The organism is Marilutibacter spongiae (genome assembly GCF_014145325.1).
Taxonomy (GTDB): domain Bacteria; phylum Pseudomonadota; class Gammaproteobacteria; order Xanthomonadales; family Xanthomonadaceae; genus Marilutibacter; species Marilutibacter spongiae.
Genome location: NZ_JACHTF010000004.1, coordinates 84,563 through 97,867, shown reverse-complemented (window position 1 = coordinate 97,867; position 13,305 = coordinate 84,563). Strand labels below are relative to the sequence as shown.

Annotated in this window: 7 protein-coding genes; 6 read left to right on the top strand and 1 reads right to left on the bottom strand. The window is 71.7% G+C overall.

Annotated features, from left to right (window positions below):
• Positions 1–25 precede the first annotated feature (25 nt).
• The 6 genes from glyQ to H4F98_RS05030 all read left to right on the top strand — a co-directional run bounded on the left by glyQ (position 26) and on the right by H4F98_RS05030 (position 11,138).
• On the top strand, positions 26–961 hold the full coding sequence (glyQ, locus tag H4F98_RS05055; protein ID WP_182685548.1) for a glycine--tRNA ligase subunit alpha: 936 nt from the start codon (positions 26–28) through the stop codon (positions 959–961).
• Positions 958–3,060: a glycine--tRNA ligase subunit beta gene (gene glyS, locus H4F98_RS05050; protein WP_246372884.1), complete on the top strand. Its 2,103-nt coding sequence runs from the start codon at positions 958–960 to the stop codon at positions 3,058–3,060. Before glyQ ends, glyS begins: the two co-directional genes overlap by 4 nt.
• Before the next feature lie 591 nt (positions 3,061–3,651).
• On the top strand, positions 3,652–5,439 hold the full coding sequence (locus H4F98_RS05045; RefSeq protein ID WP_182685547.1) for an autotransporter assembly complex protein TamA: 1,788 nt from the start codon (positions 3,652–3,654) through the stop codon (positions 5,437–5,439).
• A gap of 2 nt (positions 5,440–5,441) precedes the next feature.
• Positions 5,442–9,329: a translocation/assembly module TamB domain-containing protein gene (locus H4F98_RS05040; RefSeq protein WP_182685546.1), complete on the top strand. Its 3,888-nt coding sequence runs from the start codon at positions 5,442–5,444 to the stop codon at positions 9,327–9,329.
• A 31-nt stretch (positions 9,330–9,360) separates the two neighbouring features.
• A complete protein-coding gene (locus H4F98_RS05035) occupies positions 9,361–10,083 on the top strand; it encodes an SIMPL domain-containing protein (protein WP_182685545.1) in 723 nt (240 codons plus the stop codon).
• Positions 10,080–11,138, top strand: coding sequence for a winged helix DNA-binding domain-containing protein (locus H4F98_RS05030; RefSeq protein ID WP_182685544.1), 1,059 nt, complete (start codon positions 10,080–10,082; stop codon positions 11,136–11,138). The genes H4F98_RS05035 and H4F98_RS05030 overlap by 4 nt, the downstream gene beginning before the upstream one ends.
• Before the next feature lie 32 nt (positions 11,139–11,170).
• Here H4F98_RS05030 and mnmG read toward each other — a convergent pair whose 3' ends face one another.
• The gene (gene mnmG, locus H4F98_RS05025; protein WP_182685543.1) at positions 11,171–13,060 is read right to left on the bottom strand and encodes a tRNA uridine-5-carboxymethylaminomethyl(34) synthesis enzyme MnmG; all 1,890 of its coding nucleotides are present in this window, start codon (positions 13,058–13,060) and stop codon (positions 11,171–11,173) included.
• Positions 13,061–13,305 lie beyond the last annotated feature (245 nt).

Here is a 13,305-nt window from a genome sequence, read left to right as displayed (position 1 = left end):
GCGCCCTCCCGACAGGCCTGTCTGCATGTCCGACGCACGGTCCGCCGCTCCGACCTTCCAGCAGCTCATCCAGCGCCTCAATGCGTACTGGGCGGAACAGGGCTGCACCCTGATCCAGCCGCTCGATCTCGAGGTCGGTGCCGGTACCTTCCACCCGGCGACCTTCCTGCGCGCGCTGGGCCCGGAGCCGTGGAACGCCGCCTACGTGCAGCCCTGCCGCCGGCCCACCGACGGCCGCTATGGCGAGAACCCCAACCGCCTGCAGCGCTACTACCAGTACCAGGTCGCGATGAAGCCCAGCCCGGACAACATCGTCGAGCTGTACTTCGACTCGCTCAAGGCGCTGGGCGTGGACCCGCTGGTGCACGACCTGCGCCTGGTCGAGGACAACTGGGAGTCGCCGACCCTCGGCGCCTGGGGCCTGGGCTGGGAGGTCTGGCTCAACGGCATGGAGGTGACCCAGTTCACCTACTTCCAGCAGGCCGGTGGCCTGGAGTGCAAGCCGGTGCTGGGCGAGATCACCTACGGCCTCGAGCGCCTGTGCATGTACCTGCAGAACGTCGACAACGTGTTCGACCTGGTCTGGACCCACGGCCCCGACGGCACGCCGGTGACCTATCGCGACGTCTACCACCAGAACGAGGTCGAGCAGAGCACCTACAACTTCGAGCATGCCGACGTGGCCGAACTGTTCCACCGCTTCGATGCCTGCGAGGCCGAAGCGCAGAAGCTGATCGAGCTGGAACTGCCCCTGCCCGCCTACGAGCAGGTCTGCAAGGCCAGCCACAGCTTCAACATGCTCGACGCCCGCCGCGCGATCAGCGTCACCGAGCGCCAGCGCTACATCCTGCGCGTGCGCAGGATCGCCCAGGGCGTCGCCCAGGCGTACCACGCGCAGCGCGAGAAACTCGGCTTCCCCGGCGTCAAGCGGGGCCAGGGCGGCGCGGAGGTGGCGGCATGAGCGCGAAGGCGATGAAGCCCCTGCTGGTCGAGATCGGCACCGAGGAGCTGCCGGTCAAGGCGCTGCCGGGCCTGGCGCGGGCCTTCTTCGACGGCGTCGTCGCGGGGCTGGGCAAGCGCGGCGTCGAGATCGACGCCACCGGCGCCCGCCCGCTCTATACGCCGCGCCGGCTCGCCGTGCACCTGCCTGGCGTCGCCAGCGAGCAGCCCGCGCAGGCCTCCGAGGTACTGGGGCCGTACGTCAACATCGCCCTGGACGCGGACGGCCTGCCGACCCGCGCGCTGGAAGGCTTCGCGGCCAAGGCGGGCGTCGACTGGAAGGACCTGGAGCGGACCACCGACAACAAGGGCGAGCGTTTCGTGCACCGCGCGGTCAAGGCCGGTGCGCGTACCGCCGACCTGTTGCCCGAGGTGGTGGCCGAGGCCGTGGCCGGCATGCCCATTCCCAAGCCGATGCGCTGGGGCGCGCACGCGCATGGCTTCGCGCGCCCGGTGCACTGGCTGGTGCTGTTGCACGGCAACGACGTCGTCGATGCCGAGGTCATGGGCGTGCGCAGCGACCGCATGAGCCGCGGCCACCGCTTCATGCACGACAAGCCGGTGTGGTTCAGCACGCCCGACGACTACGTCGAGTTCCTGCGCGGCGCCCGCGTGCTGGTCGATCCGGATGAGCGCCGCGCGCGCATCGTCGCCGAGGTCGAGTCGGCGGCGCGCGCCGTCGGCGGCACCGCGCGGATCGACGCGGGCATCCTCGAGGAGGTCAATGGCCTGGTCGAATGGCCCAGGGGCGTGGCCTGCAGCTTCGAGCACGAGTTCCTGGCGGTGCCGGCCGAAGCGCTGGTCACCACGATGGAGACGAACCAGAAGTTCTTCCCGATCCTCGATGGCGAGGGCAAGCTGACGGAGCATTTCGTCGGCATCGCCAACATCGAGAGCCGCGACGAGGCCGAGGTGCGCAAGGGCTACGAACGCGTCATCCGCCCGCGCTTCGCCGACGCCAAGTTCTTCTTCCTGGAAGACCTCAAGCAGGGCCTGCCCTCCATGGGGGAGGGCCTGGCCGGCGTCACCTACCAGGCCCGGCTCGGCAGCGTGGCCGACAAGGTCGCGCGCGTGGCGGCCCTGGCCGGGGCCGTGGCCGGGGCGGTCGGCGCCGATCCCGCCGCCGCGCGCCGCGCAGCGGCGCTTTCGAAGAACGACCTGCAGTCGCGCATGGTCAACGAGTTCCCCGAACTCCAGGGCATCGCCGGTCGCTATTACGCCGTCGCGGCGGGCGAGGCGGTCGAAGTCGCCGAGGCGATTGACGAGGCCTACCGGCCGCGTTTCGCCGGCGACGACATCGCGCTCTCGCCGCTGGGCAAGGTGCTCGCGATCGCCGAGCGCCTTGACACCCTGGCTGGCGGGTTCGCCGCCGGGCTCAAGCCGACCGGCAACAAGGACCCCTTCGCCCTGCGTCGCAACGCGCTGGGCCTGGCGCGCACGCTCATCGAGAGTGGCTTCGACGTCGACCTGCCCGAGCTGGTCGACGCCGCGGTGTCGCAGTTGCCCGCCGAGGTGCAGCCGCACCCCGACCGCGACACGGCAGACCTGCCGCACGAGCTCTACGACTTCATCGTCGATCGCCTGCGCGGCTACTACGCCGACAAGGGGGTGCCCGCGCAGCACTTCAGCGCCGTCGCGGACAAGCGCCCGGCGTCGCTGTACGACTTCGACCGTCGCATCGACGCGATCGGCAGCTTCGCCCAGTTGCCCGAAGCCGAGGCGCTGGCGGCGGCGAACAAGCGCATCGGCAACATCCTCAAGAAGGCCGACGGCGCCGTAGGCGGCACCATCGACCCCGCCCTGCTCAGCGAGGCACCCGAGCGCGCCCTGGCCGAGGCGGTGGAGGTGCTCTACGCCGAGACCGGGCAGGCGCTTTCGAAAGGCGACTACGCGACGGTGCTCAACCACCTCGCGCGCCTGCGACCGCAGGTCGACGCCTTCTTCGATGGCGTGATGGTCAACGCCGAGGACCTGGACGTGCGCGCAAACCGCCTCGCCCTGCTCAAGCGGCTCAGCGACCGCCTGGGCAGCGTGGCCGCGATCGAGCATCTGTCGACCTGAGCCCATGTCGCAGCGTGCATCCCCCGGGTGCACGCAGGGCCGGCATCGCCCGCCCGGGCACGTGTGATCCGGTGCTCACGTAGGGCACGCAGGCGTGGCCGGGCGGACAGGCGGAGCGCGGACCTCAAGGTAAGGGCTCCGGAAATGGCACGAGCGCCTGTACGGCGCGTCGCGGTACGGGTCTCCAGGCGCTGGATCGCGGCGTCCGCCCGGATGACGGGTGACTGTTCTCCATTCCCCTCACGTCCCGGGGCAGCATTCGTAGGATGGGTAGAGCCGCAGGCGAAACCCATCTTAGATCGCCCCCATCGCTGATAGGTTTCGCCTGGCGCAATCCATCCTGCGCGGTGGCGACCCTGCGCGGCGTGGAGCAGCTCGCTCCGAACGGGGTCGTGTGGATGCAGTCAAAGGCAAAGGCTGGATCCCAGCGTTCGCTGGGATGACGGGTGAAGCTTCCCGACGCCCGACGCCCGACGCCCCATTCCCCATTCCCCATTCCCCATTCCCCATTCCCCATTCCCCATTCCCGGTGCAACGCGCCCAGCGCCGATCATTCATGGTCATTTGACGTCGTCCCGGTATCCTCGCCCAATGCCGATCCCCCACCGTGCCCTGCTTTTGCTGATCGTGTCGATTGCCGCGGGCCCGGCAATGGCGGCGAGGGTGGGCGAGGTGACGGTCATCGGCCTGGACGAGGCGATGACCGCCAACGTCCGCGAATCGCTGTCGCTGGTCGACGCCGAAGGCGAGGAGATGCGCGGCCGGCGGCTGGGTTTCCTGGTCCGCGAAGCCGAGGACGAGACCCGGACCGCGCTCGAACCGTTCGGCTACTACGATCCGCAGATCACGGTCGAGCGCGTACGCGATGGCGACACCGTGTCGGTGACGATCACCGTGGTGCCGGGCGAACCGGTGCGCGTGCGCCGGACCGACGTCGCGATCCTCGGCGAGGGCGTGAAGGACCGTTACCTCAAGCAGGACCTGGCGCGATTCAAGCCCGCGGTCGGCGAGGTCCTCGACCACCAGGCGTACGAGACCAGCAAGGTGCGCATCACCCGGCGACTGGCCGAGCGTGGGTACTTCGATGCCGAGTTCCTGTCGCGGCGGGTGGAGGTCACCCGCGCCGAACAGGCCGCCGACATCGACCTGGTATGGGAGAGCGGCCCTCGCTACGACATGGGGCCGATCACCTTCGAGCAGTCGCCCAAGACGATCATCCGTCCCGGCATCCTCGAGCGCCTGGTGTACTGGGAGCAGGGCAGCTACTACCACCAGGGCAAGCTCGACCGCCTGCGGCTGTCGCTGGCATCGCTGGATTATTTCTCGGCGATCGACATCGCGCCCGATCCCGCCGCGGCGGTCGACGGTGAGGTGCCGGTCGCGGTCACCCTCACGCCGGCCAAGCGCAGCGTCTACACCGCGGGCCTGAGCTACGGCACCGACAACGGCTTCGGCGTCCGGCTGGGCTTCGAGCGCCGCTACCTCAACGACCGCGGCCACAAGCTCAAGACCCAGGTCGACTGGGCCGAACGCAAGAAGGCCGCGACCGTGCAGTACCGCATCCCGGCCTTCGCCTGGCTCGATGGCTGGTACACGATCAGCGCGCAGTACGCGGACGAGCAGACCGACTACGTCGACTCGCGGCGGATCGAATTCGTGGGTTCGCGCAACGGCCAGATCAACGAGCACTGGGACGCCACGGCCTCGTTGCACTTCCTGCGCGAGCGCTGGCGCTACGACCTGGCCGACGATGGCGGCGGCGCGCTCGCCCCGTTGCCCGACTACGAATACGGCACCTTCCTCCATCCGTCCCTGCGCGCCCACTACATCCGCGCCGACGACCGCATCTTCCCGCGCAACGCCTTCAGCCTCACCACCGTCATCAAGGGCGCGGTCGAGGGGGTGGGGTCCGATGCCAGTTTCGGCCAGCTCTACGGCATCGCCCGCTGGTATCGCGGTTTCGGCGACAACGACCGCCTGATCGTGCGCGGCGAAGCGGGCCACACCTATACCGACGAAGTGGTCTCGCTGCCACCCAGCCTGCGCTTCTACGCCGGTGGCGACGGCAGCATCCGTGGCTATGCCTACCAGGAGGTCGGTCCCGCCTTCGAGAACGACTACGGCGAGTACTACACCGGCGCCAAGAACCTGGCGACGGCGAGCGTGGAATACGAACACTACTTCAGCGGTCCCTGGGGCGCGGCGGTGTTCGTGGATTCGGGCACGGCCTTCGACGACACCCCTGACTGGCGCACCGGCGTCGGCATCGGATTGCGCTGGCGTTCGCCGGTGGGTCCGGTGCGGGTCGACATCGCCCATGGCCTGGACGACCCCGACTCGTCCTACCAGTTCTACCTCAACATCGGCGCGGACCTCTGAGCATGGCCCGCGCACCCGCTCCCGCGACCACCCCGCCCACGCCGGAAGAACGCGAGGCACGCATCCGCGAGCTGCGCCAGCGCCGCCGCGCGCGCATGCGGGTGCTGGCGGTCCGCACTGGCCTGGTGGCCGCCGGCCTCGGCCTGCTCGCCGGCGGCCTGCTGTACTGGCTGCTGAGCACCGTCGGCGGGCGCGACATGCTGCTCGGGCAGGTGGTCGCGCGCCTGCCGGCCAACGCCCGGCTGGAGTGGCGCGAGGCCGAGGGCCCGGTCGCCGGCCCGATGACGCTGCATGGCCTGCGCTTCGAGATGGACGGGCTGGTGTTCACCGCCGAGCGCGCCACCCTCGATCCGGCGCTCCGCCCGCTGATCGGGCGCACGCTCCGGCTCGACGCATTGCAACTGGAGGGGGCCAGCCTGCAGTTGCCGCTGGCCGAGGACACCCCGTTCGAGCTGCCTCGCTGGCCGGACGTGCTGCCGGCGATCGAGCCGCCGCTGGCGCTGGAAGCCGACGACGTGCAGGTCGATGGCCTCGCGGTGAGCCGCCTGGAACAGGCCGTGTCCGGCGGCGCGGCGGCGGCGGTGCCGCTGATCGACATCCAGCGCCTGCGCGGCGGCCTGCGCGCGCGCAGCGGCGTGCTCGAAGTCGAGCACCTGGACGTCGCCAGCGATCGAGGCCGCTTCGCGGTCGATGGCGAATACCGGCCCGGCGAGGGCTACCGCACCGACCTGGTCGCCACCGCGGTACTGCCTGCGCCGCGTGGCCGCACGCCCGCGCGCATCGGCCTGGTCGCCCGCGGCGACCTCGCGCGCATGGACGTCGGCATCGGGGGCGCGGTGCCCGGGCCGCTGCGCGCGACCGCCACCCTGCGCGGCGAATCGCCGGTGCGCTGGACGCTCGATGTCCGCGCGGACGCGATCGACCCCGGCCTGCTGGTCGGCAGCGACGTGCCGGCGCAGGACCCGTGGGTCGTGTCGCTTGCGGTCGAGGGCGAAGACGGCGAAGCCCGCCTGAGCGGCGATGTCCGCCAGGGCGCGCTGGCGGCGCGCCTGCTGCCCTCCACGTTGCGTCTCCGCGACCAGGTGCTCGAGCTCGATCCACTGGTGCTCGAAACACTCGACGGCCGCGTGCGCGCACAGGGACGCGGCGACTTCAGCGATCCGGAAAACCCCCGCGTGCGCCTGGCGCTCAATGCCCGCGGCATCACCTGGACCGGTGCCGAGGCCGCGCCGGGCGACGTGGACCCCGTGGCGATCGTCGGCGACGCCGACCTGGGCGTCGCCGGCACGCTGCAGGCCTGGGCGGCGGTCGGCCGCGCCACGCTGACGCGCGCCGGCGAACAGGCGACGGTGGACTTCGACGGTCGCGGCGATGACCGCCAGATGCGCCTGGAGCGCTTCGACGTCGCGATGCCCACTGGCACCCTCGACGTCGACGGCCAACTGCATTGGGCGCCGACGCTGGGATGGACGGCGGAGGCGACGCTGGCGGGCTTCGATCCGGGCTATTTCGTCGCCGACTGGCCGGGCGCGGTGGATGGCCGCATCCGCAGCGAAGGCGAGCTGCGCGACCCCGGCGGCCTGCGCGCCAGCGTCGTGGTCGAGGACCTGGGCGGCCGCCTGCGCAACCGGCCGCTCGACGGCCAGGGCGATGTCGAGATCGACGGCGAGACCTACCGGGGCCAAGTCGCGCTCAGCCTGGGCGGCAGCCGCATCGAAGCCAAGGGGCGGGTGGCCGACACCCTCGATGTCGACGCCCGCTTCATGCCCCTGCAGTTGGCCGACCTGTTGCCTGCCGCCAGCGGCAGCCTCCAGGGGCGCGTGCGGCTGGGCGGCGCGCCGGCTGCGCCCGATGTCGAGGCCGAGCTGCAGGGCAACGCCCTGCGTTACGGCGATTACAGCGTGCAGGCGCTGAGCGTGCAGGGGCGCCTGCCCTGGCGTCGAGGCGAGGGCGCGCTGGCCCTGCGGGCGACCGGCCTGGAGGCCGGGGTCGCCCTGGACACCCTGCGCGTGGATGCGCGCGGCGCGGTGGAAGCGCTGTCGCTCGACGCCGACGGCCAGGGCGAGATCGGCCAGTTGGCGCTGGCCGGGCAGGTTCGCAAGCAGGGCAGTGCCTGGCAAGGCGAACTGGCGCGGCTTGCGCTGGCGCCGGCGCGGGGCGCGCAGTGGCAACTGCAGCAGGCCGCGGGCTTCGGGTGGGACGGTGGCAACGCCCGGCTCGACCCCGCCTGCCTGGCCTCCAGTGCCGGTGGCCGCCTGTGCGCGAGCGCGGACTGGCCGCGCCGCGGGCTGTCGGTGCAGGGCGAGGCCCTGCCGCTGCTCCTCGTCGAGCCCTACCTGCCCGAGCGCGGCGACGGCCGGCCCTGGGTGATGCGCGGTGAAGTCGCCCTCGACGCCCAGCTGCGTCCGGCCGGCAATGCCTGGCAGGGCCATGTCGAACTGAGCTCGCCCAGCGGCGGCTTCAAGTTCCGCGAACGCGCCCAGCGGGAGCCGTTCAACTACGGCAACCTGCGCCTGTCCGCGCAGTTCGATCCCAACCGGATCGAGGCCACGCTGGACAGCACGATCAACGAAAGCGGGCGCCTCGCCGCGCGCCTGCAGACCGGCTGGGATGCCTACGCGCCGCTGTCGGGCAGCGCCGAGTTCAACATCGACGAACTGGTCTGGCTGGAGCTGTTCTCGCCGGACCTGCTCGAACCGCAGGGCCGCCTGTCCGGCAACCTGACGGTGTCGGGCTCCCGCGCCGAACCGCGACTGGGCGGTCAGGCACGCCTGAGCGACTTCACCACCGAGCTCCCGGCGCTGGGCATCGTCCTGCAGGACGGCCAGGTCGACCTGGTCGCGCAGGGCGACGGCACGGCGCGCATCGACGGCCGCATCCGCAGCAGCAATGGCGACGAGGCCGGCGGCGTGCTCGACATCGACGGCGTGCTCGGCTGGCGCGAGGGCGCGCCGCCGGTGCAGCTCAACGTGCGTGGCGACAACGTACTGGTGTCGGACACGCGCGACCTGCGGGCCGTGGCCAGCCCCGACCTGCAGGTGCGCATCGCCAACGACGAACCGATCACCGTCACCGGCAAGGTCGCGGTGCCCTCGGCCCTGCTCGACCTGGAGCGCCTGGACGGCGCGGTCAGCCCGTCCGAGGACGTGGTCGTGCTCGATCCGGTGGACCCGGAGAAGACCGGCAGCACGCCCCTGCAGCTGGACCTGGACATCAGTCTCGGCGACGACGTCCGCCTCAACGGCTTCGGCCTGAAGGGGCGCCTGGGCGGCCAGATGCGCGTGCGCAGCAGCCCGGGCCGCGAGATGACCGCCCGTGGCGCGCTCACCGTCGCCGGTCGCTACAAGGCCTACGGGCAGGACCTCACCATCACCCGCGGTACCCTGAGCTGGTCCGGCGGTCCGGTGTCCGACCCCATCCTCGACGTCCGCGCCGAGCGCGAGATCGGCGACGTCACCGCCGGCGTCGACATCGGCGGCCGCGTCGGCAGTCCCAGCGTGGAGGTCTGGTCCGATCCGGCCAGCACCCAGTCCGAGGCGCTTTCCTACCTGACCCTTGGCCGGCCGCTGTCCTCGGCCAGCGACAGCGAGAGCGAACAGCTCAGCGCGGCCAACGCGGCACTGTCGGCGGGTGGCAGCGTGCTGGCGTCGCAACTGGGGACCCGGCTCGGCCTCGACGACGCCGGGGTCATGCAAAGCCGCACTGCCGGTGGCGTCTTCGGGTTCGGCAAGCGCCTCTCGCCCCGCCTGTACGTGGGCTACGGCGTGTCGCTGCTCGGCAACGGCACCGTGCTGACCCTGAAATACCTGCTCGGCAAGGGCTTCGACGTCGAGATCGAGTCCGGTTCCGAGGAAAGCCGTGGCTATCTCAATTGGCGCAAGGAGAAGTAAGCTCGGCCGTGCCCTCGACATGGAGTCCACGATGCGCCTGGTACCCACGCTTGTCCTGTACGCGCTGTTGTACGCCGCGCTTCCGCCCGCCCATGCCGGCACGCCGCTTCCCGATGGGCCGCACATCGTCGCGAGCGGCACGGGCGAGGTGGACGCGAAGCCCGACCGGGTGCGCGTCACCTTCCGGTTCAGCGCACGGCAGCCGGCGCCGCTGGCGGCCAAGCAACAGGTCGACGCGGGCGTGGCCCGGCTGCTGGCGACGCTCCCCGGCTTCGGCATCGGCGACGCCGACGTCACCGCCTCCGACCTCGATGCCGCCGAGGACGTCGATTACGACGATGAGGGCCGCCGCATCAGCCACGGCTATCTCGCCCGTCGCGAGGTGACCGCGACCCTGCACGACCTGGACCGCTTCAATGCCCTGCTCGACGGGGGGCTGGCCGCCGGCGCCACCGCGATTTCCCAGGTCGAGTTCGAGTCCAGCCAGGCCCCCGCCCTGCGCCAGCAGGCCAAGGTGAAGGCCGTCGAGGACGCCCGGCGCGAAGCATCGGAGGTGGCACGCTCGTTCGGCGCGACGCTGGGGCCGGTGTACAGCGTCGACAGCGCGAACGCGCGCTTCAGCGCCGGGTACGGCGCGCGATCACTGGACCGCATCACCGTCACCGGCAGCCGGTTGCCCGCCCCCGGCCGCTACCTGCAGCCCAGGGTAAGCTACGCCGCGTCGGTCACCGCGGTGTTCGAACTCGAACGTTGACGGGCACGCTGGCCAGCCTGCGGGCGCGACGCCTGGCGGCCCAGCACCTGGGCGCGGAGAAGGCGACCTCGCCGGTCGCGGCGGTGCAACGCCTGCTGGCGGTGCAGGCACAGGACCCGGTCGCGGCCTGCTGGGCGATTGGATTGCGCAGCGGGGCGCGCTCGGCGGCCGCGGTCGAAGCCGCCGTCGCAGAGGGGCGTATCGTCCGCACCTGGCCGATGCGAGGCACCCTGCACCATGTCGCCGCCGAAGACCTGCGCTGGCTCCAGGGCCTGCTGGCGACGCGCTACCTGGACCGCGAGCTCGCACGTCAGGCACGGGGGCGCGGCCTGGATGCCAACACGCTGGCGAGCGCGCGACGCACGATCGAGCATAGACTGCGCGACGGTCGACCGCTGCCGCGGCCGGTCCTGTACGAAGCCCTGGAGACCGCCGGCATCGCCACCGCGGGCGGTCGCGGCCTGTACGTCCTGTTGCGCTTGGTGCACGAGGGCCTGCTGTGCCAGGGGCCGAGGATCGGGCGCCAGCCCAGCTTCGTCTGGCTCGATGCCTGGGTCGCGCCGGCGCCGGCGCTCGCGCGCGAGGAGGCACTGGCCCGGCTGGCCGTGCGCTATCTCGCCGGGCACGGCCCCGCGACCGCGCAGGACCTGGCGTGGTGGTCGGGACTGACGCTGCGCGACGCGAGCCTGGCGTTGCACCTGGCCGGCGACGACCTCGAGGCCCTGGACTTCGACGGCGTGTCGTATCGCGACCTGGCCGGGGCGAACGCCGCGTCGACACGGCCGCCGCGAGGCCCGCTCCTGCTGCCCGCCTTCGACGAATACCTGCTCGGCTACAAGGACCGCACGCCAGTGCTGGCACCGGACGAGCACCGGCGGGTGTTCACCCTCAACGGCATCATCCAGCCCTGCGTGGTCGTGCGTGGCCGCGTCGTGGGCACCTGGCCGCGGACAGGTGCCGATGCGCCGCCGTCCCTGTTCGCGCCGCTCGCCGGCGCGGAGCTCGCAGGGATCGAGGCCGCGGCGCGGCGCCATGCGCGCTTCTGGCAGGCCTGAGTCGGGCGAAGCCGGCGCCCGCCCGAACGCCCTCAGGCCACCCGGCTGGCGCGATGCCGGGCCAGGTGGACCAGCAGCAGCGAGATCGCCGCCGGTGTCATGCCAGGGATGCGCTGCGCCTGGCCGACGGTGCCGGGCATCACCCGCTCGAGCTTCTGCCGCACCTCGGCCGAGAGACCGCGCACCGTGGCGTAGTCGAAGCCGGCCGGGATCGCGGTGTCCTCGTTGCGGCGCGCGCGGTCGATCTCCTCGCGCTGGCGCTCGAGGTAGCCTGCGTACTTCACCCCGATCTCGACCTGTTCGGCCACCGCGGCGTCCCCGACGCCGGGTCCGATGCCCGGCACGGACGCGAGCGCCGCGTAGTCGACCCCGGGTCGCTTGAGCAGGTCGCGCGCCGCAGTCTCCCGGCTCAGTTCGATGCCGAGGGTGTCGGTCACGGCGCGGCCGAGGGAATTGGTCGGCGCCGCCCACAAGCCACCCAGTCGCGTGCCCTCGCGTTCGACCGCGTCGCGCTTGGCCTCGAAGCGCGACCAGCGCGCATCGTCGACGAGCCCGAGCTCGCGCCCGACCGGGGTCAGCCGCAGGTCGGCGTTGTCCTCGCGCAGCTGCAGCCGGTACTCGGCGCGGCTGGTGAACATGCGGTAGGGCTCGGAGGTGCCATGGGTACTCAGGTCGTCGACGAGCACGCCTAGGTAGGCTTCGTCGCGACGCGGCGACCAGCCCGGCCGCTCGCGCACGAAACGCGCGGCGTTGACGCCGGCCAGCAGGCCCTGCGCGGCCGCTTCCTCGTAACCGGTGGTGCCGTTGATCTGGCCCGCGAAGAACAGGCCCGCGACGGCCTTCGTCTCCAGTGTCGTCTTCAGGCCGCGCGGATCGAAATAGTCGTACTCGATCGCATAGCCCGCGCGGGTGATGTGCGCCTGCCCGAAGCCGCGGATGCTGCGCACGAGCTCGAGCTGCACGTCGAAGGGCAGGGAGGTGGAGATGCCGTTGGGATAGATCTCGGCGACGCCCAGCCCCTCGGGCTCGACGAAGATCTGGTGGCTGGCCTTCTCCGCGAAGCGCACCACCTTGTCTTCGATCGAGGGGCAGTAACGCGGGCCCGTGCCTTCGATCTGGCCGGTGTAGAGCGGCGAGCGGTCGAGCGCGTCGCGGATGATCGCGTGGGTGCGCTCGGTGGTGTGGGTGATCCAGCACGACACCTGCCGCGGATGGTCGGCCGCGCTGCCCATGAACGACATCACCGGCCGCGGGTCGTCGCCCGGCTGCTCGTCCATGACGGCGTAGTCGAGCGTGCGGCCGTCGATGCGCGGCGGGGTGCCGGTCTTCAGCCGGTCGACCACGAACGGCCCCTCGCGCAGGCGCTGCGCCAGCGCGGTCGCGGGCGGGTCGCCGGCGCGACCGGCGGCATGGGTGGCCTGGCCGACATGGATCTTGCCGGCCAGGAACGTACCGGCCGTGAGCACCACCGCCGGCGCCTCGAAACGCAGGCCGGCCTGGGTCAGGACGGCGGACACGCGCCCGCCTTCGAACAGGATGTCGTCGACCGCGGACTGGAACAGCGAGAGCCCGGGCTGGTCCTCGACCGCGCGGCGGACGAACGCCCGGTACAGATTGCGGTCGGCCTGGCACCGGGTTGCGCGCACGGCCGGGCCCTTGCTCGCGTTGAGGCGCCGCCACTGGATGCCGGCGGCGTCCGCGGCACGACCCATGATCCCGCCCAGGGCATCGATTTCCTTGACCAGGTGGCCCTTGCCGATCCCGCCGATGGCGGGGTTGCAGCTCATCGCGCCGACGGTCTCCACATTGTGGGTCAGCAGCAGCGTGCGCGCGCCGGCCCGGGCCGCGGCCAGCGCGGCCTCGGTACCCGCGTGCCCGCCGCCGACCACGATCACGTCATAGCGATGGAAGCTGCTGCTCATTCCCAGGGTCCTCGTCGGCGGGTCCCGGCACCACGGTGCCCGCCAAGGGCTCGGATTCTAGGCCAGTCGGGGCGCGCTTGCCTGTCTGCTTCCCGTACGCGGGAAAAGTTGGCACGCATTCTGCATTACTACTCATGCACCCGACGGGGCAGGCGCGAAGGCGCCGGCCGGAATTGGAACAGGGGCTGGCCATGTGCCCGCCGGGGAAGCAGAGGGCCGAATGTCGGGGGACGTTCGGCCCTTTT